General features: G+C 67.0%; 24 protein-coding genes and 5 pseudogenes. 10 read left to right on the top strand and 19 right to left on the bottom strand.

Annotation, left to right across the window (positions count from 1 at the left end; translation table 11 throughout):
- Nucleotides 1–29 precede the first annotated feature (29 nt).
- From GNX96_RS20980 to GNX96_RS64330, 7 genes and pseudogenes are all read right to left on the bottom strand, one after another.
- On the bottom strand, nucleotides 30–344 hold the full coding sequence (locus tag GNX96_RS20980) for a TfoX/Sxy family protein (RefSeq protein WP_163569377.1): 315 nt from the start codon (nucleotides 342–344) through the stop codon (nucleotides 30–32).
- A pseudogene (locus GNX96_RS20975) lies at nucleotides 341–1,584 on the bottom strand (RNA polymerase sigma factor). Before GNX96_RS20975 ends, GNX96_RS20980 begins: the two are co-directional and overlap by 4 nt.
- On the bottom strand, nucleotides 1,581–1,925 hold the full coding sequence (locus tag GNX96_RS20970; protein ID WP_163569376.1) for a YciI family protein: 345 nt from the start codon (nucleotides 1,923–1,925) through the stop codon (nucleotides 1,581–1,583). The pseudogene GNX96_RS20975 and the gene GNX96_RS20970 overlap by 4 nt, the downstream one beginning before the upstream one ends.
- 108 nt (nucleotides 1,926–2,033) lie before the next feature.
- Nucleotides 2,034–2,336, bottom strand: a complete 303-nt coding sequence (locus GNX96_RS20965; protein ID WP_163569375.1) for a hypothetical protein — start codon at nucleotides 2,334–2,336, stop codon at nucleotides 2,034–2,036.
- Between the two features lie 494 nt (nucleotides 2,337–2,830).
- Nucleotides 2,831–3,070, bottom strand: coding sequence for a DUF397 domain-containing protein (locus GNX96_RS20960; RefSeq protein WP_163569374.1), 240 nt, complete (start codon nucleotides 3,068–3,070; stop codon nucleotides 2,831–2,833).
- A gap of 229 nt (nucleotides 3,071–3,299) precedes the next feature.
- Nucleotides 3,300–3,923 (bottom strand): DUF5753 domain-containing protein, encoded by a 624-nt coding sequence (locus GNX96_RS20955; RefSeq protein ID WP_279581009.1) that lies wholly within the window; start codon nucleotides 3,921–3,923, stop codon nucleotides 3,300–3,302.
- Between the two features lie 127 nt (nucleotides 3,924–4,050).
- Nucleotides 4,051–4,122, bottom strand: a pseudogene (locus GNX96_RS64330) (hypothetical protein); the annotation flags it as partial.
- A 308-nt stretch (nucleotides 4,123–4,430) separates the two neighbouring features.
- Between GNX96_RS64330 and GNX96_RS20950 the strand changes: the two are divergent.
- Both GNX96_RS20950 and GNX96_RS53775 read left to right on the top strand, forming a co-directional pair.
- On the top strand, nucleotides 4,431–5,171 hold the full coding sequence (locus GNX96_RS20950) for an SAM-dependent methyltransferase (protein WP_279581008.1): 741 nt from the start codon (nucleotides 4,431–4,433) through the stop codon (nucleotides 5,169–5,171).
- Nucleotides 5,075–5,287, top strand: a complete 213-nt coding sequence (locus tag GNX96_RS53775) for an SAM-dependent methyltransferase (RefSeq protein WP_279581007.1) — start codon at nucleotides 5,075–5,077, stop codon at nucleotides 5,285–5,287. Before GNX96_RS20950 ends, GNX96_RS53775 begins: the two co-directional genes overlap by 97 nt.
- Here the strand turns inward: GNX96_RS53775 and GNX96_RS53770 are convergent.
- Both GNX96_RS53770 and GNX96_RS53765 read right to left on the bottom strand, forming a co-directional pair.
- A complete protein-coding gene (locus GNX96_RS53770; RefSeq protein WP_279581043.1) occupies nucleotides 5,261–5,764 on the bottom strand; it encodes a substrate-binding domain-containing protein in 504 nt (167 codons plus the stop codon). The two genes, GNX96_RS53775 and GNX96_RS53770, sit on opposite strands and share 27 nt — an antisense overlap.
- A gap of 20 nt (nucleotides 5,765–5,784) precedes the next feature.
- Nucleotides 5,785–6,312, bottom strand: a complete 528-nt coding sequence (locus tag GNX96_RS53765) for a LacI family DNA-binding transcriptional regulator (protein WP_279581006.1) — start codon at nucleotides 6,310–6,312, stop codon at nucleotides 5,785–5,787.
- A 71-nt stretch (nucleotides 6,313–6,383) separates the two neighbouring features.
- On the opposite strand from GNX96_RS53765, the gene GNX96_RS20940 reads away from it, so the two are divergent.
- The 4 genes from GNX96_RS20940 (at nucleotide 6,384) to GNX96_RS20930 (ending at nucleotide 10,599) form a co-directional block, all read left to right on the top strand.
- Nucleotides 6,384–8,249: a glycoside hydrolase family 127 protein gene (locus tag GNX96_RS20940; protein WP_163569373.1), complete on the top strand. Its 1,866-nt coding sequence runs from the start codon at nucleotides 6,384–6,386 to the stop codon at nucleotides 8,247–8,249.
- A 132-nt stretch (nucleotides 8,250–8,381) separates the two neighbouring features.
- Nucleotides 8,382–9,344: a Gfo/Idh/MocA family protein gene (locus tag GNX96_RS20935; protein ID WP_279581005.1), complete on the top strand. Its 963-nt coding sequence runs from the start codon at nucleotides 8,382–8,384 to the stop codon at nucleotides 9,342–9,344.
- A complete protein-coding gene (locus GNX96_RS53760) occupies nucleotides 9,341–9,568 on the top strand; it encodes a hypothetical protein (RefSeq protein WP_279581004.1) in 228 nt (75 codons plus the stop codon). The genes GNX96_RS20935 and GNX96_RS53760 overlap by 4 nt, the downstream gene beginning before the upstream one ends.
- A gap of 23 nt (nucleotides 9,569–9,591) precedes the next feature.
- Entirely contained in the window at nucleotides 9,592–10,599 is a 1,008-nt protein-coding gene (locus tag GNX96_RS20930; protein WP_163569372.1) for a sugar phosphate isomerase/epimerase family protein, read from the top strand.
- Here GNX96_RS20930 and GNX96_RS20925 read toward each other — a convergent pair.
- The 10 genes and pseudogenes from GNX96_RS20925 to GNX96_RS64320 form a co-directional block, all read right to left on the bottom strand.
- A pseudogene (locus GNX96_RS20925) lies at nucleotides 10,583–11,569 on the bottom strand (4-hydroxy-3-methylbut-2-enyl diphosphate reductase). The gene GNX96_RS20930 and the pseudogene GNX96_RS20925 sit on opposite strands and share 17 nt — an antisense overlap.
- A 33-nt stretch (nucleotides 11,570–11,602) precedes the next feature.
- Nucleotides 11,603–12,244 carry a polyprenyl synthetase family protein gene (locus GNX96_RS53755; protein ID WP_279581003.1) on the bottom strand — a complete coding sequence of 214 codons (642 nt, stop codon included), beginning with the start codon at nucleotides 12,242–12,244 and terminating at the stop codon, nucleotides 11,603–11,605.
- Nucleotides 12,245–12,254: 10 nt separating this feature from the next.
- Complete coding sequence (locus GNX96_RS53750) at nucleotides 12,255–12,650, bottom strand: polyprenyl synthetase family protein (RefSeq protein ID WP_279581002.1); 396 nt, start codon at nucleotides 12,648–12,650, stop codon at nucleotides 12,255–12,257.
- Complete coding sequence (locus tag GNX96_RS20915) at nucleotides 12,647–14,047, bottom strand: family 2B encapsulin nanocompartment shell protein (RefSeq protein ID WP_279581001.1); 1,401 nt, start codon at nucleotides 14,045–14,047, stop codon at nucleotides 12,647–12,649. Before GNX96_RS20915 ends, GNX96_RS53750 begins: the two co-directional genes overlap by 4 nt.
- 3 nt (nucleotides 14,048–14,050) lie before the next feature.
- Nucleotides 14,051–15,463 carry a family 2B encapsulin nanocompartment shell protein gene (locus tag GNX96_RS20910; RefSeq protein WP_163569371.1) on the bottom strand — a complete coding sequence of 471 codons (1,413 nt, stop codon included), beginning with the start codon at nucleotides 15,461–15,463 and terminating at the stop codon, nucleotides 14,051–14,053.
- 248 nt (nucleotides 15,464–15,711) lie between these two features.
- Nucleotides 15,712–16,917: a helix-turn-helix domain-containing protein gene (locus tag GNX96_RS20905; RefSeq protein ID WP_163569370.1), complete on the bottom strand. Its 1,206-nt coding sequence runs from the start codon at nucleotides 16,915–16,917 to the stop codon at nucleotides 15,712–15,714.
- Between the two features lie 192 nt (nucleotides 16,918–17,109).
- On the bottom strand, nucleotides 17,110–19,065 hold the full coding sequence (locus GNX96_RS20900) for a bestrophin-like domain (protein ID WP_279581000.1): 1,956 nt from the start codon (nucleotides 19,063–19,065) through the stop codon (nucleotides 17,110–17,112).
- A gap of 67 nt (nucleotides 19,066–19,132) precedes the next feature.
- On the bottom strand, nucleotides 19,133–19,624 hold the full coding sequence (locus GNX96_RS20895) for a YbaK/EbsC family protein (RefSeq protein ID WP_163569368.1): 492 nt from the start codon (nucleotides 19,622–19,624) through the stop codon (nucleotides 19,133–19,135).
- A 96-nt stretch (nucleotides 19,625–19,720) separates the two neighbouring features.
- Nucleotides 19,721–20,011 carry a hypothetical protein gene (locus tag GNX96_RS64325; RefSeq protein ID WP_390624093.1) on the bottom strand — a complete coding sequence of 97 codons (291 nt, stop codon included), beginning with the start codon at nucleotides 20,009–20,011 and terminating at the stop codon, nucleotides 19,721–19,723.
- Nucleotides 20,012–20,066: 55 nt separating this feature from the next.
- Nucleotides 20,067–20,309: a hypothetical protein gene (locus GNX96_RS64320; RefSeq protein ID WP_390624092.1), complete on the bottom strand. Its 243-nt coding sequence runs from the start codon at nucleotides 20,307–20,309 to the stop codon at nucleotides 20,067–20,069.
- 73 nt (nucleotides 20,310–20,382) lie between these two features.
- On the opposite strand from GNX96_RS64320, the gene GNX96_RS64315 reads away from it, so the two are divergent.
- The 4 genes and pseudogenes from GNX96_RS64315 to dhaM all read left to right on the top strand — a co-directional run.
- Entirely contained in the window at nucleotides 20,383–20,658 is a 276-nt protein-coding gene (locus GNX96_RS64315) for a histidine kinase dimerization/phosphoacceptor domain-containing protein (RefSeq protein ID WP_390624098.1), read from the top strand.
- Nucleotides 20,637–20,927 (top strand): sensor histidine kinase, encoded by a 291-nt coding sequence (locus GNX96_RS64310; protein ID WP_390624091.1) that lies wholly within the window; start codon nucleotides 20,637–20,639, stop codon nucleotides 20,925–20,927. Before GNX96_RS64315 ends, GNX96_RS64310 begins: the two co-directional genes overlap by 22 nt.
- A pseudogene (locus tag GNX96_RS20885) lies at nucleotides 20,924–21,586 on the top strand (response regulator transcription factor). Before GNX96_RS64310 ends, GNX96_RS20885 begins: the two are co-directional and overlap by 4 nt.
- Before the next feature lie 111 nt (nucleotides 21,587–21,697).
- A pseudogene (gene dhaM, locus GNX96_RS53745) lies at nucleotides 21,698–23,236 on the top strand (dihydroxyacetone kinase phosphoryl donor subunit DhaM); the annotation flags it as partial.
- Nucleotides 23,237–23,253: the final 17 nt, after the last annotated feature.

The raw sequence follows: 23,253 nt of genomic DNA, 5'->3' as shown, positions 1-23,253 counted from the left end.
GCGCCGGATTCTGGATGTTCTCTGGATACTCAGTGAGCGGCCTGGACGGCCGCCTGGGCGAGAGTGGGCCAGTGCTCGGACTGCGAGGCCGGCAGCGCGACCCAGTCCTTGAACGGGCGGCCCTTGCCGGCCGGGTCGAAAAGCACCGCTTCGGGCAGCGCCAGCGCCTTCTCGTGAGCCGCGCTGCCGGCGCCGAGTTTGACCCCGAACTCGGCGCGCTTGAGACAGCAGATGGCCTTGCCGTCCAGCATGATGGCGCGGGCGCCGAACATCTTGCCGGCGCTCACCCCGCGGCCGGCCAGGTCGTCGTCCACGATGTCATCGAAAACCTCGTCAGCGGTCATGGATTTTTCCCCTCAGGTGCGGATCGCAGGAGAGCATCCCGGCGATCGATCAGAAAGTCGCGCTCGACCGTGTTTTCGGCCTGTGCAATAGCTTCTTCGTACGCGACGGCCGCTTCGGCCGCGCGGTCCACTTTGGACAGGAAATCGGCTCGGGCAACCGCGGTCAGGTGGCTGTGCGGCAACCGGCCGGCTGCGTCCAGATCCGCCAGCAGCCGCAGGCCCACCGCCGGTCCATCGGCCATGCCGACCGCGATCGCGTGGTTGAGGTGCACCATCGGGGAGGCGGTGGCCGTCGCGAGCAGCTGGTAAAGCCCGGAAATCTGCTTCCAGTCGGTCGCCTCCGCGGCCGGCGCGTCGGCATGTACGGCGGCGATTGCCGCCTGCAGGCCGTACGGCCCGGCCGCCCCGGAGCGCAGCGCCCCGACCAACAGTTCCCGGCCCTCAGCGACCTGCGCCCGGTCCCAGAGATCGCGGTCCTGTTCGGGCAAGGTCACCAGCCGGCCATCCCGGTCCGTACGGGCCGCTCGCCGGGCATCGGTGAGCAGCAACAACGCCAGCAGCGCGGGCACTTCCGGCTCGGCGGGCAGCAGGTGGTGCAGGATCCTGGCCAGCCGGATCGCCTCGGCGCACAGCTCAGCGCGGATCAGGCGGTCACCGGTGGTCGCGGTGTGTCCTTCGGTGAAAAGCAGGTAGATGACTGCTTGCACGGCCGGCAGCCGGGCCGGCAGGTCCTCTGCCGCCGGCAGCCGGTAGGGGATGCCGGCGTCCCGGATTTTGGCTTTTGCCCTCACGATCCGCTGGCTGACCGTGGCCTCCGGGACCAGGAACAACCGGGCCACCTCGGCGGTGGAAAGGCCGCCGAGGCAGCGCAGGGTCAGTGCCACCTGAGCCGTCCGGGCCAACGCCGGATGGCAACAGGCGAAGAAAAGCAGCAGCCGGTCATCGGGGACCGGCTCGTCGTCGTCGCACCGGCCGGGGTCACCGGGGTAGCCGCCAGCAACCGGACTTTCTCGCCGTACGTACGATCCCGCCGGATCCGGTCGATGGCGCGGCGGCGGGCGGTGGTCACCAGCCACCCGCCCGGGCTGGCGGGAACACCGTTCGCGGGCCACTTGGCGGCGGCCGTCGCGTACGCGTCGCTGAGCGAGTCCTCGGCGAGGTCGAAATCGCCGAGGACGCTGATCAGCCGGGCCAGCACGCGGCCGTGATGGTCTCGGAAAACCTGGGCGAGATCTGTCATCCGTAGGCTGGACGAACCTCAATGGTCCCGTGCCCGGCGCCGGGGCAGCGGCTGGCCCATTTCAGCGCTTCGTCAAGGTCGGCGCATTCCACCACGTAGAAGCCGCCGAGCTGTTCCCGGGCTTCGGCGTACGGGCCGTCGGTGATCAGGGTTTCCCCGTCACGTACCGAAACCGTGGTCGCGGTGGACGTGCCCTGCAGACGTTTGCCGCCCCGCATCACGCCCGCTTCCACCAGATCGTTGGAGTAGACCTCATAGTCCGTCAGGCCAGCGGCGGTGATGGCCGCCGCCTGGGCGTCGGCGGTCAGCTCGGCTGAATAGATCAGGATCAGATATTCCATGGCGATGGCTCCTGGCGTCTGCGGGCCCGGTCGGGCCGTTCACAGGAGTCACGAACGGCCGTCTCCGAGACCGACACCACCATACTGTGACGCCAGCCACAGGGCTTCTCAGAGCGAGCTGACGGCCATTTCGGCGGCGACTGCCTCGGCGTAGATGGCACCGTCCCGGCGCACCGAGCGGCTGTCCGAGTCGGCCCGGCTCGGATTGGTGTTGTAGCGGCGCGTACGAGCCACCACCAGCGACACCGGGTGCCAGCGCTGGGGCGCGTTGCCGGCATCCACGCACACCAGGGTTTGGCCGCACAGCTGGCAAACCCCGCCCAGCAAATCGGCGTGGCCTTCGACGATCGCGACCGCGTCAATCCGCCACGGTTGCCATACGTCGTGCGGGCAGTCAATGTTCAGGCTCATGCCGGCAGCGCTCCCGTCATCGCATCGATCGAACCCATTACCTGCGGTTGAAGCCCGTCTCCCCGAGGCACCGATCCATCCCGGGCAACACGGAATGGAGCAGGGCCGATCCGCAGGATTCGAATGATCAGCTGCGGATCGGCCCCGGGCCTGTGCGAACCGCCGCGCTGATCCGGCGCGGCGGCGGTTGGTCTCGCCCGGCGGCCCGACAGTCGTTGGCGGGTCGTGCGACGAAACTGATGGAGCAGGTCAAGATCGGTGGAGCTATCGTCCCGGATTTCGGTGCCTGAACTGGGTTTCGGACCGGAAAGACCGGTCCGAAACCCAGCTGGGCCCGGAGCCCCCCACGACCGCAGGCTGGACGAGGAACCGCACGACACCGCCATGGGGCCGTACGGCCGGAGTCTCGAAGACTCCTGTCTCGTCATCCCTGCCTCCGTGTCAGTCGTTGGCATCCGTGACTGGGCAAATCTGGTTTTGGTGGTGCTGAACGCCTAGCGGTTGAGCAGGTAGTCGAATTCGCCCTCTTTGGCGCCGGCAAGGAACGCGGCGATCTCGTCCACGGTGTAGACGAGCGCCGGACCGTGCGGGTCCCGCGAGTTGCGAACCGCGATCTGTCCACTGTCCAGACCCGCGACCTCAAGGCAGTTGCCCTGCGCGCCACTGAACTTGCTCTTGCGCCAAGCAACCGCACCCAGATCCTGGGCCGGAACACCGTTGCTGATCTCTTTCACTGCTGGTCCCCCCTTGCCTTTAGGAGTGTATGCCACACAGCGTGCATTTGCACGTGCATCTGAGTGTGCATTTGCACGGCGCCCGTGTCAATGCACGCGCCAATGCACGTGCAGCTACTCTGAGTGAGGAGCTTGCCGGGACAGAGGGCAGGTGACCTGGAAAAACGGTGCTAGAAACCCGATCGGGGCGGATACACCGATGGTGGGGCAGTCTTGTGACCGGAAACGGTCAGTAGTGCTTCTTGAGCGCTTCCTGGATAATTTCGCGGCTTTCCTCCGGCGTGGCGGCCTCGGCCGTGAGCCGGTGGGTGACCTTGACATAGAGCTCGACCTCGGCGGGCTTGTCCAGATAGAGCGCGCCGGTCGGATACTCGATGTAGACGACGTCCTGTAGCTCGCGCTCGGCGAACCGGAGCAGCGAGAACGGCACCTCGGCGCCGGTGGTGGCCCGCTTGAACGGGACGATCTGGACGGCGATCGTCGGTGACTGGCTCACCTCGAGCAGGTATTCCAGCTGCTCGTGCATGACCGCTTCGTTGCCGACCAGGTGGTAGAGCGCGGATTCGTCGATGACGGCCCAGAGTCGGGGCGAGCGAGGCCGCGACAGCAGTCGCTGGCGTTGCATCCGTACGGTCACCCGGCGGTTGATCTCCTCCTGCGGGGAGTCCGGGATGCCCCGAGCGATGACGGCCTTGGCGTACGACTCGGTCTGCAGCAGACCCGGGACGAACTGCAGCTCGAAGGTCTGGATCCGGGACGCGGACTCTTCCAGGCCGACATAGTTGTGAAACCACTTCGGCACCAGCTCGCCGAACCGGATCCACCAGCCTGGCTGGTTGGAGTCGCGGACCATCTGAAGAACGTCGTCGCGCTCGTTCTCGTCGGTGATGTCGTAGAGGGTCAGCAGGTCCTCGACGTCGATCTCTTTTGAGGCTGACCCGGCCGAGTTCCATCCGGCTGATCTTGGACTCGGAGCCGCGGATCTTCTTGCCGGCGTCGCCGCGGGAGATGTTCTTGCTCTCGCGGAGTTTGCGCAGCTGACTGCCGAGCATCATCCGCTGGGCGGTGGAACCGCCATCAGAGGACTCAGCGATCGCCACTGCCTCGAACCTCCCCGAGCCAATCGACACCAACGTTAGTTGCGGACTCGCCAGGGACCTGGCGGAGTCTGATCCTAGTCCTGGAAGCCTCGTTGGTCACGCAAGGTACACGCTCAGTGCCCCTCGTTGCACGTCTTTGACCGGCTGGATAGGAATGCGGAAACTGACAGAACTCCCTGACCGGGATATTTGCGGGTCGCACTGGGCGTCTGCTGCCCGATCCCCTACTCTAGGTGCTCAGCGTCGTCGCCGAGCCAACCGTGAGCGAGGCCACCGACATGTCAGGGATCCGGCAGCCGGACGACATCGACCATGCCGCCCCGGTCGCTGCCGCCAGTCGCCCGAGCGACGCCCGGGTGTACGACTACGCCCTCGGTGGCAAGGACAACTTCGAGATCGACCGGCAGGTCTTCCACCGGGTGTCGGCGATCGCGCCGCAGATCGCCGAGGCCGCTATGGCGAACCGAAAGTGGCTGCTTCGGGCGTGCCGCTGGCTCGCCCGCGATGTCGGCATGGACCAGTTCCTGGACTGCGGTTCCGGGTTGCCCACCACCGAGAACGTCCATGAGGTGGTCCAGGAGGTGAACCCGGAGGCGAGCGTCGTCTACATCGACCGTGACGCGGTGGTGGTCGCCCACGGGCGGGCGCTGCTCGAGGAGAACGACCGGACCCACTTCATCCAGGCCGATCTGTCGATGGCGGAGAAGGTGTTGGCGGACCCGGTGGTGAGCCGAAACCTGGACTTCGACCGGCCGATTGTCATGCTGCAGTGCCTCACCCTGCAGGGAATCTCGGACCTCGCGGTGGCTCGCCACGTGATGGAGACGTACGTCGCGGCGCTGCCGGTGGGGTCGTACGTGATCGTCACGCACCCGTACAACCCCACGACAGCAGCCTCGAAGGAGTGCGGGCGGGGCAGATCGAGACGGCCGCGCGGTCGTTCTTCACCCGGCTGCGGTTCCGGGACCGGGAAGAGATCATGTCGCTGCTGGGTGGGCTGAAGCTGGTCGAACCGGGCCTGACCTACCTGAGCCAGTGGTGGCCGGAAGGACCGGGCCTGGAGCCAGCCACCGACGTGGATCGAGTCCTGTTAGGAGCGGTCGGCCGCAAGACCTAGGACATCTGGCAGCAGCGGCTGCAGGGACGACTCTCGTACGACCAGGGTGCACGGGAGCTGCCGCGGACCGGTGATCGGCTGGCCGGCGATCGTCTCCAGTAGGCACTGCGCGGCTCTGCGTCCCACCGCGTGCAGGTTGCGGTCCACGCTGGTCAGTGGCGGCCGGCTGGCGAACACCATCACGTCCCAGTTGTCGAAGCCGCAGACCGCCACGTCGGCCGGCACCTGACGGCCGGATTCGCGCAGGTGGTCGGTCACCCCGCGGGCGATCTGGTCGCTGCCGCAGCAGATGGCGTCCAGGTCCGGATGGGTACCGGCCAGCCGCTCGGCGGCCCGCCGGCCGTGCTCCTCGGTCCACTGTCCGAAGTGGACAAGATCGGGTCCCGATGGCAGTCCAGCGGCCGAAAGCGCCTCCTGAATGGCGCTCGCCCGCAGCCGCGCGGCGAGGTGGCCGGCCGGTCCGGTGACGTGCCCGATCCGGCGCCGGCCGGAGTCGATCAGGTGCTGGACGGCAAGCCGCGCGCGCCGCCGGCCTCGTCGGAGGTCACCGACACGTCCCGCGGGTCGGTGGAAGGCGCCATCGCATAGACGACCGGCACCACGGTGTCGATCGGCGGTCGCGGCTCGATCCGCCGGCCAGTGACCACGATGCCGTCCACTCGGCGGGCTTGCAGCGTACGGATGTAGTGCCGCTCGCGTTCGGCGTCGCCTCGGCTGTCGCACAGGAAAACCGACATCTGGCCGGCTCCGAGCGCCTCCTCGGCGCCCAGCATCACCGGCATGCTGAAACGGCCAAAACTGTCGTTGGTCAGCAGCCCCACCGTGTAGCTGCGACCGGACAACAGGCCGCGGGCCAGTGCATTGGGTTCGAAACCGAGTTCGGCCGCCGCGGCGAGCACCCGGGCCCGGGTCTCTGGCCGCAACTGGCCACGCCCGTTCACCGCTTTCGAGGCGGTTCCCACCGAAACGCCCGCCTTGGCGGCCACTTCGGTGATGGTGGCCTGCTGCCGCCGCCGCTCAGCCATCTGTCCGTTCCCTGCTAGGTTCGTTGCGGAAAACCTTTGCCGCGCCAGTTTACCGCCCGACAGGGGAGCTTATGTCGGATAGCGATCTTTTTGTCAGCACAGGGCCGGTGCTGCTCGGCCCGGCGGCCCGTGCCACGTTACGGCCGATGACCGAGGCCCGGATCCTCGGGGGGTTCTGGTCGCGGCGAAAGCGCGCCAATCGCGAGGTCGGTATCCCGGCGGGGCTGCGCCAGCTGGAGCAGGCCGGCAACCTGGCCAACCTGCGGCTCGCCGCTGGCCGAACGACTGGGGCGTACCGCGGAAAATATCCGTTCCAGGACTCAGATGTGCACAAATGGCTGGAAGCGGCGGCCTGGGAGTTCGGGCCCAGCCTTGAGACGCACGCTGGCCATCTCGTCCAGCTGATCACCCAAGCCCAGCAACCAGACGGATACCTGAACTCGTACTACCAGGTCTTCAAGCCGCAGGCGCGGTTCGCCGAACTCGACTTCGGACACGAGCTTTATTGCGCGGGGCACCTGATCCAGGCCGCGGTGGCCGACGCGCGATCCAGCGGCGGAATGGCACTGCTGGCGGTGGCCTGCCGGCTGGCCGACCATCTCGACACGGTTTTCGGTCCGGACGGCCGCGAAGGCATCGACGGCCACTCGGAAATCGAGACCGCGCTGGTTGAGCTCTACCGGCAGACCGGCACGACTCGATATCTCGACCTGGCCAGGATCCTGGTGGACCGGCGTGGGCACGGGCTGATCGGCGACAGGTCCTTCCCGGCCAGCTACTACCAGGACCATGAACCGGTGCGTACGGCCAAAACCGTGGCCGGCCACGCCGTACGCCAGCTCTATCTCAATGCCGGTGTCACCGACATCGCCATCGAGACTGGCGACGGCGAGCTCGGGCAGGCGATGGAGCGGCAATGGGAGGATATGGTCGCCACCCGTACGTACCTCACCGGCGGCGTCGGCGCCCACCACGACGACGAGTCCTTCGGCGATCCGTATGAGCTGCCGCCGGAGCGGGCCTACTGCGAGACCTGCGCGGCCATCGCATCGATCCAGTGGAGTTGGCGACTTCTGCTGCTGACCGGTCGATCTCGCTACGGCGACCTGATCGAGCGAACTCTTTACAACGGATTCGCCGGCAGTGTTTCGCTGGATGGGAAACGCTATTTCTACGTCAACCCGCTGCAGGTCCGGGATGACCATCCGGTCACCGGCCGTCAGCCGTGGTTCAAGTGCGCCTGCTGCCCGCCGAACATCATGCGGCTGCTGTCCACGGTGGACCACTACGCGGCCACCTCGGACCAGTCCGGACTGCAACTCCACCAGTACGCAACCGGCTCGTACGGCGGAGGGCCTGCCCAGGTGCGAGTGCGTACGCGCTATCCCTGGGAGGGCACGGTTTCGGTGGAGGTTTCCCACACCAGCGACGATCCGTGGACATTGAGCCTGCGGATGCCACACTGGTGCCGTCGAGCGTCCATTGTGGTCAACGGGGTCCCTCTCGATATCGAGCCGGTAGACGGGTATTTGCGGGTCACGCGTGGCTGGACCGCCGGCGATGTCGTGGTCGTTGATTTCCAGCTTTTGGTGCGTACGACGGTGGCTGACTCCCGGGTGGATGCGGTACGTGGATGCGCGGCGCTGGAACGCGGGCCGATCGTCTATTGCCTGGAAGCCGTCGATCAGCCTCCAGGCGTCCGACTTGACGACGTTGTTCTCGATGTGGCAACGAAAACGCAGTGGCAGCCGGATGTGTTGGGTGGTGTGGTGACGGTCGCCGCCGCGGGATGGGTGCGCGAGCGCGGTGATTTTTCGGGCTGGCCCTACGGGGTGCGGTCGCAGCTGGGGGAGCGGGTCTCGCTCCTGGCGGTGCCGTATTTCGCTTGGGGCAACAGGGAACTGGGCGCCATGCGAGTCTGGATTCCGGTGACGTGACGCAAGTGCGGGGCGTTGCGGACTTTGGACGCGGACCCTGCGGAATCCTTGACATGATCGGTACAGTACAGCGCGAAACGATGAGAGCGGGAATCCGCTATAACGCAGCGAAAGACGACCAGAAGAGGACAAGTGAGCTTGGCGGGGAAGAAGACGCTCGGGGTCGCGATGGTCGGGTATGCGTTCATGGGGGCCGCGCATTCGCAGGCGTGGCGCACCGTGCATCGGGCGTTTGACGTTCCGGTGGTGCCCGAGATGAAGGTGTTGTACGGGCGGACCCGGGACGCGGCGGAGGCGGCGGCCGGCAAGCTGGGGTGGGCGCAGGCGGGCACGGACTGGCGCGAGGTCCTTGGCCGCGATGATGTCGACATCGTGGACATCTGTACGCCAGGGGACACTCACGCGGAGATCGCGATCGCGGCGCTGGCGGCCGGGAAACACGTGTTGTGTGAGAAGCCACTTGCGAACACCGTTCAAGAGGCCGAGGAGATGGTCGCCGCCGCTCGGGCCGCGCGTGAGCGTGGGGTTCGGGCGATGGTGGGGTTCAACTATCGGCGGACGCCGGCGCTGGCGTTGGCGCGGGACATGATCGCGGCCGGTCGACTGGGCCGGATCGCGCACGTACGGGCGCAGTATCTGCAGGACTGGATCGTGGATCCGGAGTTCCCGCTGGTGTGGCGGCTGCGGAAGGAATCGGCCGGGTCCGGGGCGCTGGGCGACATTGGCGCGCACATCATCGACTTGACCCAGTTCGTCACCGGGCAGCGGCTCACCGGGGTTTCCGCGCTCACCGAGACTTTCGTGAAGGAGCGGCCGTTGCCGAGTGCGGCGACTGGCCTGTCTGGCACCGGTAGCACCGAAAAGGGTGCGGTCACGGTGGATGACGCGGCGCTTTTCTTCGGACGGCTCGATGGCGGGGGGCTGGCGAGTTTCGAGGCGACCAGGTTCGCGACCGGACGCAAGAACGCGATGCGGATCGAGGTGAACGGGTCGACCGGCAGTCTCGCCTTCGACTTCGAGTTCATGAACGAGCTGCATTTCTATGACGGCACCGACCGACGGCCGCCGAGGCCGGTTTCCGGCGGATCCTGGTGACCGAGCCGGACCACCCGTACATCGGTGCCTGGTGGCCGCCCGGTCACGGCCTCGGCTACGAGCACACCTTCACCCACGAGATCCGGGATTTCCTGCTGGCGGTGGAAAGCGGTACGGATCCGGCACCGTCCTTTGAGGACGGTCTGGGCATCCAGCGGGTGCTCGCCGCGGTCCAGGACAGTGCCGAGAGCCGATCGCTGTGGGTCGATATTCCGCTGACGTAAGAAAATCATCGACAGGAGAGCTCATGCCGCGCCCCGTCACCCTGTTCACCGGGCAGTTCGCCGACCTGCCGTTCGCCGAGATCTGCCGGCTCGCCGCGCAGTGGGGTTATGACGGCCTGGAAATCGCCACCTGGGGTGACCATTTCGAGGTGGATCAGGCTCTCGCCGACGATTCGTACGTGGAAAGAAAAAAGGCCGTGCTCCAGGAGCACGGCCTGAAGGTGTGGGCGATCTCCTGCCATCTGATCGGGCAGGCGGTGTGCGACCATCCGATCGACGAGCGGCACCAGAACATCCTGCCGGCCCGGCTGTGGGGCGACGGTGATCCCGAAGGCGTGCGGCAGCGCGCCGCCGCCGAGATCAAGGACACCGCTCGGGCCGCCGCGAAGTTCGGCGTGGACACGGTGATCGGCTTCACCGGCTCGTCGATCTGGCACACCGTGGCGATGTTCCCGCCGGTGCCGCCGGAGATGATCGAGCGCGGATACCAGGACTTCGCGGACCGGTGGAATCCGATCCTGGACGTTTTCGACGAGGTCGGCGTGAAATTCGCGCACGAGGTGCATCCCAGCGAAATCGCGTACGACTACTGGACCACCGTACGGACGTTGGAGGCGATCGGGCACCGGCCAGCCTTCGGGCTGAACTTCGACCCCAGTCATTTCGTCTGGCAGGACCTGGATCCGGTCGGTTTTCTGTGGGATTTCAAGGATCGCATCTACCATGTGGACTGCAAGGAGTCGGTCAAGCAGTTGAATGGCCGCAACGGTCGGCTGGGTTCGCACCTGCCGTGGGGCGATCCGCGGCGCGGCTGGGATTTCGTGTCCACCGGGCATGGAGACGTGCCATGGGAGCCAGTTTTCCGGATGCTCAACTCGATCGGCTATACCGGCCCGATCAGCGTGGAGTGGGAGGACGCCGGCATGGACCGGCTGGCGGGTGCGCCGGACGCACTGGCTTTCGTCCGTAGACTCACCAAGATCGAGCCGTCCGCGACCTCCTTCGACAGTGCTTTCAGCTCGGGCGACTGACCCCGCGAGGGAGTCCAAAGTGGACGGTTTCGCGAGTGGTCTCGCGTTCCTCGACGGTGGTCGGGCCGAGTGCTGACAAAGTGTCGATGACCTGGTCGACGAGGTGATGGGGAGCCGAGGCGCCGGCGGTCAGGCCGACCACCCGTACGCCGGCGAGCCAGTCCGGGCTGAGGCCGCCCACGTCGTCGATGAGGTGGGCACGGGTGCCACGGCGCAGCGAGAGCTCCACCAGCCGGCGTGAGTTGGAGGAGTTCAGCGAGCCCACCACCAGCACCAGGTCGGCCTCGTCGGCGATCGCTTTCAGCGCTTCCTGCCTGTTCGTGGTGGCATAACAGATGTCGTCGGAGGCGGGGCCACGCAGCTGCGGGAACCGTTTTTTTCAGCGCCTCCACACCACTTCGGTGGTTTCGTCCACCGCCAAGGTGGTCTGGGTCAGATACGACACGCGGCTCGGGTCCTCGACCTCCAGACTGTCCACATCGGACACCTCGGGCACCAGTACGGTACGGTCCGGTGCCTCGCCAACGGTGCCCTCGACTTCCTCGTGGCCGGCGTGTCCAATGAGGACCACGGTGTCGCCGCGGGCGGCGAACCGGCGAGCCTCCGCGTGCACCTTGGTGACCAACGGGCAGGTCGCGTCAATCACTGTCATGGCCCGCCGCTCGGCCTCGGCGCGTACGGCCGGGGGACACGCCATGGGCGGAAAAGACGACCGTGGCGCCGTCTGGTACGGCGTCGAGCTCGTCGACGAAGATCGCGCCGCGCTCCCGCAGATCGGCCACCACGTGCGCGTTGTGGACGATTTGCTTGCGCACGTAGACCGGGCTTTTCGTTGCGCCAGCGCGCATTCCACGATCTCGATGGCCCGCTCGACGCCGGCGCAGAAGGACCGCGGTGCGGCCAGCAGCACGGTCCGCGGCCCAGCGACGGCCTGCCAGGCCGGGCTTTCCACGTCGACGAGCGTGGGCATGGGCCCTCCTCTTCCGGATTTCAGCGATATTCTTCAGCGATCGCGTTGGACAACCAGCTGGGCGAGCGCGGTCAGGTCCGCGTCCGCCCGGTTTTGGGCGGCACACGCGTGTAAGTCGTGCAGGGCTCGGACGAGCAGGTCGTCCGCCTGGTCCTGACTCCAGTCCCGGCCACCGGCCAGGTCCACGAGCTGCGCGGCTCGGTTCAGCTCGGCCTCGGTCAGTGGCCGCCGCTCCCGGTGGTAGAGCTGGGAAAGTTCGTCGCCGGCCGGGGTGCCGGAGGTCAGCGCCGCGACCACCGGCAGGCTTTTCTTGCGGTTGCGCAGATCCGAGAAGACCGGTTTGCCGGTGACCGTCGGATCTCCCCAGATGCCGAGCAGGTCGTCGACGTGCTGGAAAGCCAGGCCCAACTGCCGCCCGAAAGCGGTGAGGTGACCGAGCTGTGGTGCCGTTGCCCCGCCGTAAAGACCGCCGAGGGCACAGGCAGAACCGAGCAGCGCCCCGTTTTTCAGCTCCGCCATCGTCAGGCATTCGCTGAGGTCCACATTGGACAGTGACTCGAACGCGAGATCGGCACTCTGCCCGTCCAACAGCTCCATGACGGTCGCGCCGAGTGTCCGCATCGCCTGCGGGGTAGCCGGATGCTCGCAGTGGGCCAACACGTCCAGGGCCAGCATCAGCAGCGCGTCACCGGCGAGGATCGCTGGGCTGGCACCGAAAAAACTTCCACACCGTCTCTCGGTGCCGACGCGTCTCGTCGCCGTCGATGACGTCGTCGTGAACCAGCGAGAAGTTATGGACGAGTTCCACCGCGGCGGCCGCTGGCACCGCGTCCGGGCCGGTGCAGCCGACGACGGTTTTGGCGGCGGCCAGTACGAGTGCGGGCCGCAACGCTTTCCCGCCACCGGCCCGGACCGCGGTGCCGTATTCGTCCCACCACCCGAAGTGATAGCCGGCCATTCGGGCCATCGACGCGGGCAGCGTCCCCACCGCCGCCCGCAGGGTCGGCTCGACGGTGTGCCGGGCGGCGTCCAGCATCTCGTGCGCGGACCGCCCGGCCGCCGTGACCTCGACGATCGTCATCGGCCCAACTCGACGTTTTCGAGGACCCCCAAGGCATCCGGGACCAGCACGGCAACCGAATAGTACGCGCTGACCAGGTACGAGAGGATGGCTTTCTCGCTGATATCCATGAAACGTACGTTCAACCCGGGCTCGCGCTCGTCCGGCAGGCCGGCGTGGTGCAGCCCGATCACGCCCTGGCTCTCTCTCTCGCCGGTCCGCATCGCCAGAATCGAGCTGGTGTTTTGTTCGGTGATCGGAATCTTGTCGCACGGGAAGATCGGCACACCCCGCCAAGCCATCATCATCCGGCCATCCACTTCCACCGGGTCGGGGTAAAGGCCGCGACTGGTGCATTCCCGGCCGAAGGCGGCGATGGTTCGTGGATGAGCCAGGAAGAACCGCGTCTTGCGCCGCCGGGACACCAGATCGTCGAGATCGTCCGGGGTCGGTGGACCATTGCGGGTTTGGATGCGCTGGCTGAGATCCGCGTTGTAGAGCAGGCCGAAATCGCGGTTGTTGATGAGGTCGTATTCTTGCCTTTCCCGCAGTGCCTCAACAGTCAGCCGCAGCTGCTGGTCGACCTGGTTCATCGGCTGGTTGTAGAGATCGGCGACCCGGGTGTGGATGCGCAGCACGGTCTGCGCGACCGCCAGCTCGTATTCCCGAGGCGAGGTTTCGTAGTCCACGAACGTGCCGGACAGGTCCGGCTCGCCGGAATGCCCAGAGCTGAGCGAGATCTCCGCCTCGCCGCGGGGATTCTGGGCCGGTCGCGGTTGGGACAGCACGTCCTGGATGTGCGCCCGCAGTGGTTCGGACTGGCCGTTCATCTGTTGGAAGGACTGGAAAGGCAGCTCCAGCAGGATGCACGGTGTCACCGCTTTCACGGTGAACTCCCAGATCGCCGGGCCGGCGAGGGCCTGGTCGCCGAAGTAGTCGCCGTCGGCGAGCCCGCCCAGCAGCATCTCGTCACCGTACTGGCCGGTCCCGAGCTTGCTGACTTTGCCGTACGCGATCAGGTAAACCCGGTCGGCCGGCTGGCCGGCCTCGGCGATGATGTCACCGGCCGCGTACGCGCGCTGTTCGAACCGGCTGGCCAGTGCGCCGAGCACGCCGTCATCGGTGAAATCACGCAGCAGCGGCAATTCGCGCAGTTCCTGCGGAATCACGCGGACCTGGTCGCCGGTGCTCACAAAGGTCACCCGGCCGTCGCCGACGGTGTAGGTGAGCCGTCGGTTGACGCGGTACGCACCGCCGGAGACCTGCACCCACGGCAGCTTCTTCAGCAGCCACCGCGGGGTGATGCCCTGCATCTGCGGAACGGACTTGGTGGTCGTGGACAGGGCCCGGGCGCCAGCCGTACCGAGGCTGAGTCTGGGTTTTTCGTCCACCTCAAGGTCGGACTCGGAAACCGACACGGGTCAGTCCTCCCGGCCGGTTTCCACGTTCTCCAGAATGCCAAGCGCGTCCGGCACCAGCACGGCCGCCGAATAATACGCGCTCACCAGATAGGAGAGGATCGCCTTCTCGCTGATGCCCATGAACCGTACCGAAAGTCCGGGGCGATATTCGTCCGGCAGGCCGATCTGGTGCAGGCCGATGACGCCCTGCTGCTCCTGGCCAACCCGCATCAGCATGATAGAGGTGGTCCGGGTGGAGCTGACTTCCAGCTTGTTGCAGGGAAGCACCGGGATGCCGCGCCAGGACGGGACCAGCTGCCCGCCCATGTCCACACTGGACGGGTAGACGCCACGACGGCTGCATTCCCGGCCGAAGGCGGCGATCGCCCGTGGGTGCGCGAGGAAGAACGTGGGTTCCTTCCACACGGTGGAAATAAGGTCGTCGAAGTCGTCGGGGGTGGGTGGGCCGGTCCGGGTCTGGATGCGCTGCTGGAGGTCGGCGTTGTGCAGCAAGCCGAAATCACGGTTGTTGACGAGCTCGTGTTCCTGGCGTTCACGCAATGCTTCGATGGTCAGCCGGAGTTGCTGTTCCACCTGGTTCATCGGCTCGTTGTAGAGATCGGCGACCCGGCTGTGAATGCGCAGCACGGTCTGCGCGACACTCAGCTCGTATTCCCGCGGAGATGTTTCGTAGTCGACGAAGGTGCCGGGCAGGTCGGGCTCGCCTTCGTGCCCGGACGCCAACTCGATTTCCGCCTCGCCCTGCGGGTTCTGTGCTCGCTCGGTAACCGTGCTGGCCTGCTCGATATGCTCGCGCAACGGCTGGATCTGGCCCAGCAGCTCGGAAACCGCCTGCCGGGACAGCGCGAGGACCGTGCAGGTGGTGACCGCTTTGGCGGTGAACTCCCAGATGCTCTGCTCGTCGGTCAGCACCTGGTCGCCGAAGTAGTCGCCGTCGGCAAGCGCGCCCAGCACGGTTTGGTCGCCGTACTTGCCGGTGCCGAGTTTGTTGATCTTGCCATGCGCGATCAGGAAAACCTGGTCGGCGTGGTGGCCGAACTCGGCGAGCACCTCGCCGGGCGCGAATTCCCGCTGGGTGAAACGCCCGGCCAGCGCGGTCAGCGCGGCCTCGTCGTCGAAGGCCCGCAGCACCGGCAGCTCGCGCAGTTCCTGCGGGATCACCCGTACGTCCGCGCCGGTGCTGACAAACGTGACCCGGCCGTCCCCGACCGTGTAGCTCAGCCTCCGGTTGACCCGGTAGACACCACCGGCCGCCTGCACCCACGGCAGCATTTTCAGCAGCCACCGCGAGGTGATCGCCTGCATCTGCGGCGTGGACTTGGTCGTGGTAGCCAGATTCCGGGCTGCCGCGGTCCCCAGACTCAGCTGCGGTTTATCCTGGTCAGTCCCCAGATCGGGGTCCGTCACGGTCACTGCCGACACCACCCATCGCGATCGGAAGTCGAAATCGACGCCGCCGCCCTGACTCCATTCAGGAACAACGACGAAACGGAGCGTATTGAGGGCGGAGCTGTACGTAGACAAGCCGGTTTGCCGATCGGCTGGCGCGCGAGCTGGGTTCCAAATTTAGTTGCGGCACCGGTCGGTAAACGGCATTAACATCGTCGGCTTGCCATGAATGTCCACTATGGACTGCCATGTCGTCCGACTTCGGTGGGAACTCAGGCGAGGCCGGAACGCTCCGCCAAAGCCCACAGGTCGGTGCGTACGAGCGCATTGTCGCGGGCCAGCAGGTCCTGCACCACATCGCGGGCCTCGGCGCTGAACCGGATCTCCTCCGGGCACGCCTCTTCGGCCTTCAGCAGGCTGAAGATCGCGCCGAACGTGTTGCTTTCCCGACCGTGCGCCTGCGCCACGGTGATGTAGTGCCGGGCCCGGCGCTCGCGGGCGTGGATCTTCCCGGTGTCCACGGTTTCGGCTATCCGTAAGGCATGTCGGGCCCGGCCGAAGGTGAGCGCGATCCGGACGGCATGGATTTCCACGTCAGTGGGCCCGAAACCGGTCCGCAGGTCGTTGCGGTCCTCGGTCAGCCGGCCGGCGGTGGCCCTGGCCTGGTCGAGCAGCCGCTCGGCGGCCACCTGGTCGTCGTCGGCCGCGGTGGCCTCGGCGGCGGTGAGCTGCATCGCGCCGTACACCGAAATCTCCTCGACGGTCTCGGACGACACCCTCGTACGCAACTCTTCCAGCAGCTCCAGACAGAGTTGCCTTGCGCGGTCTGGAAAACCGAGGCTGAGCAGGGTGCTCGCGAAGCCGCCGGCGCAGGCGATCTCGGCCAGCGGATCGCCGGTCCGGCGGGCCGCCTGCACCGAGCGCTCAATGGCCAGCAGCGCCAGCGGCTGGTCGCCGATCCGTCGTAGCACCGCCGACACCAGCCGGTACGTGCAGGCGGCCAGCCCGTCGGTGGCCGGTGCCTCGCCGAGTTCTGCCAGCGTACGCAGCAAACCCGGGAGCCGCTGCAGCGTCATCGTGTAGCGATGTGGCGAATCCTGCCACCCGGTCCACGTGTCGATCACGTCCCGGCGCAGCCTTTCCAGCTGGCCGTTGTCCACGGCATGGTGTGGTTGGTGGGTCAGTTCCGGCTGGAAAAGCAGCTCGCGCAGCTCGTTCACCGGCACTCGCGGGAGGTTCCGGCGGGGCGCCAGTGGCACCGCGCTGCCCAGAAAACCGGACACGTCGGAGATTTTCAGTACCTCGGCCAGCCGAAGCAGGATGGACAGTCGGTCCACTGCCCGCTCGTCCCGCTCGACCTGCCGAATCCACTCCGCGCTGCGGCCGACCAGCCCGGCCAGCACGGCCCGGGACAGGCCGCGCCGGCGGCGTGCCAGCTCGATCCGTTTCCCCAGTGGCACGTCGAGATCGGAGACCATCTTCTCACCCCTGGGGCTATTTTCGGCAAATATCCCAATACACGCCCTTTGCTGTGTTTCGGACGTCGTGGGCGATTGACGCCACCGACTGTAGGAGCTGGGTGTACCACGGCGTATCCGCCAAATAGCCGGTAGTAATCAATCATCACTTGTGGTACTTGTTCGATACCAGTGGGTAATCATCGGATGGTCCTACGATCCGCCAATCTGCTGGAGGGCGAGGATGAATGGCGCCGGGTCGATGGCCAGCGCCCGGCTGAACGGATACTCGATCTGGAAGATCACGAACAGCACTAGCGCGATCATGCCACCCACCGTGGCCATCATGATGCCATTCGGGAAAGTCCGGTCCAGCCCGAAAAGATAGAGGAAACCGACGCTGACCAGGCTGCTGATAATCAGCACCGGCCACAGCAGTGGCGGCATTGACTTGTCCGCCGCGGAAATCCTGGTACGACGCGCGTCGGCGGCGTCCGAAATCCGGCCGAGCACCGCGTCGTACGCGCTCTGCTCCTGGTTGCTGGACGGGTTGACCTGCTCGATGGCTGTCCGTAGCTGCTGGAAAAGCGCGGCGGATTCCGGGCTCTGCGCATGCGTGTCGTGCAGTGCCGGCCATTCGCTGGCCACTACCGATTCGGTGTAAGTGACGGTCAGCCGGTGGATCGCCGGCCGGCTCGCGGCCGGCAGTTGCGACGACAACTGCTGGATTTCGATGAGGTCAGCCGCTTCCTGACTGGTCGCCTCGCGCGCGTCGGTGTGCGGCTCCCAGACCGCGATCGCCGCGATCGCGATGAGGATCGCGTAAACCATGCCGATGCTGGCGTAAAGCGCACCGGCCGCGTCCGCGTCGGCGACCAGCCAACGCTCGGGAACGTACTTGGAAATCAACAGAAAACCCACGACGGAGATGCCCGCGGCGAGAACTACGACGCCGATGCCGGTGAACAGAACGATCATGGCTGCCGTCCTTTCGGGTCGGTGGGGTGCGAGGTCACCGGCGGTGCCGGGGGCGGACGCCACGTGCGCCGCGCCGCGGGCCGCCACGATCAGCGCCGGCACCAACAGGCCCAGGAAGACCGCGAAGGTCAGCGGCAGCTGGGAACGCGGCTGGGGGAACGGTTTGGTGACCCGTACCAGAAAACGGTGGCTCGGACTCGGGCTGGGCGGCGCCGGGCTGGTGGCCGGCGGCTCGGTCGGGTCGGGCTGGTAGTAGGTCTGCGCGGGATTCGGTCTCGGTTGGGGCGTCGGGGGGGGCCGCGGTTTTGGCTTGGGGGAAGGGCTGGGGTGCGGTGACGGTGCGGGCGAGGCCGGCGGTGGTACGGGCGGCGGTGGTGGCACAGCCGGTCGCGGGCAGCTCGCCGCGTCCGCGTTCAGGCCGGCCAGCCCGACCGTCGACCAGGTCAGTTTTTGCGGGCTGCCCAACGGAATATGGACCATTCGACCGGTCGCGTTGTGCAACGCGTGCAGCACTCCACCGTAGATCGCGACCGCGCCGTATCCGTTGCCGAGCAGGCCTTGGGGCTTGGCCACCACGGTGACCCGGCCGCTGCTCGTACTCACCTTGACGAGCCGGCCGGCGCCAAAGCCGGCCGTGTCGATCCCATAGAGGTCGCCGTCCGCGGGATTGATCTCCCAGTCGCCCAGATAGGGGTGCGCCGAGAGGCGTACTTTCCTGCTGACAGTGAGAAACCCGTGTCCCGGTTGGATGTTGACCACGGCCATGTCGCCACCGCCACGGACGTACCAATGACTGCCGCTGATGGCGCCGGCGTACGCGTCCCGGGTGCCGCGCGGCGCCGGCCCCCGGTCCCGGGCGTGACCGGCCTCGTCAATGGTGATGACCCGGGCACCGCGCCGATCGGTGCCGATCGCATAGAAGAGGTGTTGGTCTCGTGCGTACGCGAGCGCGTTGACTTCCAGTGGCAGCTGGCTGATCGTCCGGTGCTGCACCCCGTCCGAGCCGAAGCGGATCAGCTGCCGGCCGCGGACCACGTAGAAGCCGCCTTCGCAGACCGCCGGCTGGCTGGTTTTTGGCGCGGTGTCACCGATGACCGCTGTTGTGCTGCTGACGCCGGCCTGCGGGAACAACCCGACCGCGACCAGCAGCACAACCGCGGCCACCACCCGGTATGACGAGTGAAGCGGCACGGTCGATCACGCTAAGGGTGCTCTCGGTAACCGGCCACAACTGTGTTGTGGGCAAATTAAGTTGGAGTCAGGCCGCGGTGATCGTCTGGACTCGCGGCTGGGCGAGCCGCATGTAGTCTTTTGTGTTCAGCGCCAGGGACCGGTCCAGTCGGGCCGCGTTGAAGAAGATTTCCTGATGCTCCAGCAAAGCCGGATCGACCAGGAGCTCGAGATCAGGATGAAAGGCGAACGGCAGGATGGTCCCGCTGACGCTGCCGGCGAGCGCCTCGGCGCGATCGGTGGAAGCGAAGGAGACGTACGTGCCGCCGGCCCTTTCCTTCAGGCCCGCGAGGTCCACCCGAGCGTCGCCGGGCACCACCGCGAGGAAGTAGCGGCTGGTCTTCTTACCGATTTTGACCATCACGACGAGGCATTTGGCGGCCTGCTCGACGGGGTTGCCACGATAGCCACTGACCACGTCCGTACGCCCCTCCGGCGCGTGCTCGAGCACGCGATACTGCGCGCCGCCCTCGTCGAGCAGTGCGAGCAGCCGGTCGTACGCGGTCGGTTCCTCGGACACGGCGCTGCCTCTCTCTGGATGATCACTCGACCTTACGACTACGCCCAGTGTCGTACGGGCGTGGCCGCCCACGAGAGGATGCCGGCGACGACCGCGTCAGGCAGGCTGTAGCGGTGAGATCGGGGTGGGCATGAGAGTGACGAGATCGCTGGTCGGCGATCTTGCGCTGGCTCTTCTTGCGTTGACCCTGGTCGGGGTCCCCGTCACGGCTATCCTCAGCGGGGCGCACCGGCCGGGCGGCTCCGGTCCGTGGCCGCACACCGGCCCCGACCCATGGTCGTCCATCGGTGCACCAGCCGGGCATCTCGGCCTCGCCTTGGTGATCGTCACCGCGTTGGTGCTGGTGGTCCGGCGGCGGTGGCCGTTGATCACGTTCGCCGCGGTCACCGTGCTGACCTCCGCGTACCTGATGCTCGGTTTCGTGCTGGGGCCGATCCTGTTGTCATTTTTTGTCGTGGTCTACACGGTGGCCCGGCATTTGCCGTTGGTCCGCTCGCTGCCGGCCGCGCTGGCCGCGATCGTGCTGCTGATGTTGGACATTTTCGTACGCCAGGGCGCTATTGAGAACCTGCTCGGGTTGATGCCGGTGTCGGCGTGGGTGGTTGTCCCGTACGCCGGCGGGTTCGTCGTACGGCAGTGGCGCGAGTCGGTGGCACGGGACCGAGCCGAGGCGCTGCGACAGCACGTCGACGAGGAGCGCCTGTGTGGTCGCCCAGGAGGTGCACGACATTGTCGGGCACGGCCTCGCCGCCATCAAGATGCAGGCCGATGTGGCTTTGCATTTGATGGCCAAGAAACCCGAGCAGGCGCAGCTGGCGTTGGAGGCGATCAGCCGGACCAGCAGCGAGGCGCTGGAGGAACTGCGCGCGACGCTGGCAGTCGTACGGCGTACCGACGCCGAGGCGGCCCGCGCGCCGGCCCCCCGACTTTGGCCCGGTTGCCGGATTTGCGACGGCGAATGGCCGAGGCGGGCATCGACGTGGAAGTCGATCTCGTCGGTCCGGAGCGCCCGGTGCCGGCCATCGTCGACCTGACCGCCTACCGGATTGTCCAGGAATCGTTGACAAACGTGCTGCGGCACAGTGGCGCGGGGCAGGCCACGGTCAAGATTGCCTACCAGACCGAAGAACTGGTGATCGACGTCACGAACGCGGTCAACGGGTCGCCGGGCAAGGGCGGCGGGCTGGGCATTCCGGGAATGCGTCAGCGCGCCATCGCGCTTGGCGGCAGTTTTGCCGCCGGGCCCACCGATGACGGCCGCTTCGAGGTGCACGCCAGCCTGCCGACCGGAGGAGAAGAGTGATCACCGTACTGATCGTCGACGACCAGGAACTGGTCCGGATCGGCCTGCGCGCGCTGCGCTGATTGACAGTGAGGACGACATGAGCTGCGCTGGCGAGGCGGCCGACGGTCTGGCCGCGGTCGGCGCCGCCAAGGAAAGCCGGCCGGACATTGTCCTGATGGACATCCGGATGCCCGGCGTCGACGGCCTGGAGGCGACCCGCCGGATCAGCGCCGACCGACCCGGCACTGGAACACACTCGGGTCATCGTCCTCACCACTTTCGAAGTGGATGAGTACGTTTTCGAGGCCCTCCGGCATGGCGCCAGCGGTTTTCTGTTGAAGGACACCAAACCCGCCGAGCTGCTCCGGGCGATCCGGCTGGTGGCCGCCGGCGACGCGCTGCTTTCGCCTTCGGTGACTCGCAAAGTCGTCAGCGAGTTTGTCTCGCACACCTCCCGGCCAGTCAAGCCGCACCCGTACCTGCACACCCTCACCGACCGGGAACGTGAGGTGGTCAGCCTGGTCGCGGAAGGCCTGAGCAACCAGGAAATCGCCGAGCGGTTGGTCGTCAGCCCGGCCACTGCCCGTACTCACGTGAGTCGAGCGATGACCAAACTGGGCGCCCGCGACCGCGCCCAACTAGTGGTTTTCGCCTACCAGTCAGGTCTTGCGAACTAGATTCAAGCTTCCTGGACGGTACCGCGACCCAGAACCGGTCGGTGGCTGGGCCGCGAACCCGTGTCATTGGCAGCCGCGTCTGACGCCGTAGCGCTGGGTAGGCTGATCGTGATGATCAGCATCGTCGTTGTCACGCACAGCCGGGCACTGGCCGAGGCCGCGGTGGCGTTCGCCCGGGAGATGCCGAACGGCCAGGCGGTCACGACGATCGCCATCGCCGCCGGCCTCGACAACAACACCTATGGCACCGACGCTTCGTCGATCGCGGCCGCCATCGAGAAGGCGGACAACCCGGAAGGCGTGCTGGTCCTGACGGATCTGGGCAGCGCCGTGATCGCCGCGAAGGTGGCCTTGGAGCTGTTGGAACACGACACGCGCGTACGGGTGAGGCTGTGTCCGGCGCCGCTGGTGGAAGGGCTGGTGGTGGCGGTCGCCGCGGCCGGCGCAGGGCTGTCGTTGGACGCCGTCGAGGTCCAGGCGTTGGGAGCACTGGCGGCGAAACAACCTGTCGCCGAGCACACGCAACCAGTGGCCCGCGGGACTTTCGCGCTGCGTAATCAGCACGGCCTGCACTTGCGTCCGGCGTCCAAGCTGGTCGCGCTGGTGCTCAGTTTCGAGGCGGACCTGCGGATCCGTGATCTCACCACCGAGTCCGCGCCGGCCCCGGCGGCCAGCCTCAGCCAGGTGACCGGGATCGGGGCCGCGCAGGGGGGATTTGCTGGAGGTCACCGGCACCGGACCGCAGGCCGCCGACGCAGTGATGGCGGTTGTCGCGCTGGCGGAACGAAACTTCGACGAAACCGACGGTCGGGGCGGGGCTGGGACGAAGCGGGCCGGACCGTTGGCTGCCGCGCCGGGCATCGCGATCGGCCCGGCCTGGACGCCCCCCACCCGGTGCCCCAGGTCTCGGCGCAGCCAACCGGTGATCCGACTGCTGAGTGGCTGCGACTGACCGACGCGGTCGCGGCCGTACGCGCCGACACCATTCGCCGGCGGGACCAGGTCGAGCGCGAGCTAGGCCCCGGCCAGGCCGATATTTTCGCCGCTCACCTGCTCTTTCTCGAGGACATCGAGTTGCTCGCCCAGGCTCGCCGGCAGCTGGACGGTGGCCGTTCGGCGCAGGTTGGGTGGGACCGCGCGGTGCAGGTGATGAGCGACCAGCTCGCCGCGTTGCCGGACGGTTACCAGCGGGCCAGGGCCGCGGACGTACGGGCAGTGGGCGACCAGGTCCTGCGCCAGCTCGCCGGCACTCCGACTGGTTTTGCTTCCAGGGCAGGCATTCTGCTCGCCGAGGACCTCACTCCGGCGGACGTGAGCGGCCTGGATCCTGAGCTGGTCACCGGCATCGTGCTCGCCGCCGGCAGTCCGACCGGGCACAACGCGATCCTGGCCCGGGCTCGTGGCATTCCGATGGTGGTCGCTGCTGGCCTGGACACAATGGCCCGCGCGGATGGGAAAATCGTCGCGATGGATGGTGCGACGGGCGAGTTGGTGATTGACCCGCGGGCCCAGACCCTGGCTGGTTTCGTTTGGCGGGCCGGAAAATTTGACGCCGCTCAGACCGACGCGATCGCGGTGGCGGACGAGCCGGCGCGTACGACCGACGGCACCCATATCGTGGTGGCCGCGAACCTCAGCTCGGTGGCGGACGCGGTGACCGCCCGCCA

It is taken from the genome of Fodinicola feengrottensis (genome assembly GCF_010993775.1).
GTDB classification, from domain to species: domain Bacteria; phylum Actinomycetota; class Actinomycetes; order Mycobacteriales; family HKI-0501; genus Fodinicola; species Fodinicola feengrottensis.
Note: the sequence above shows the minus strand (reverse complement) of the source record. Positions and strands in the feature narration are given on the sequence as shown.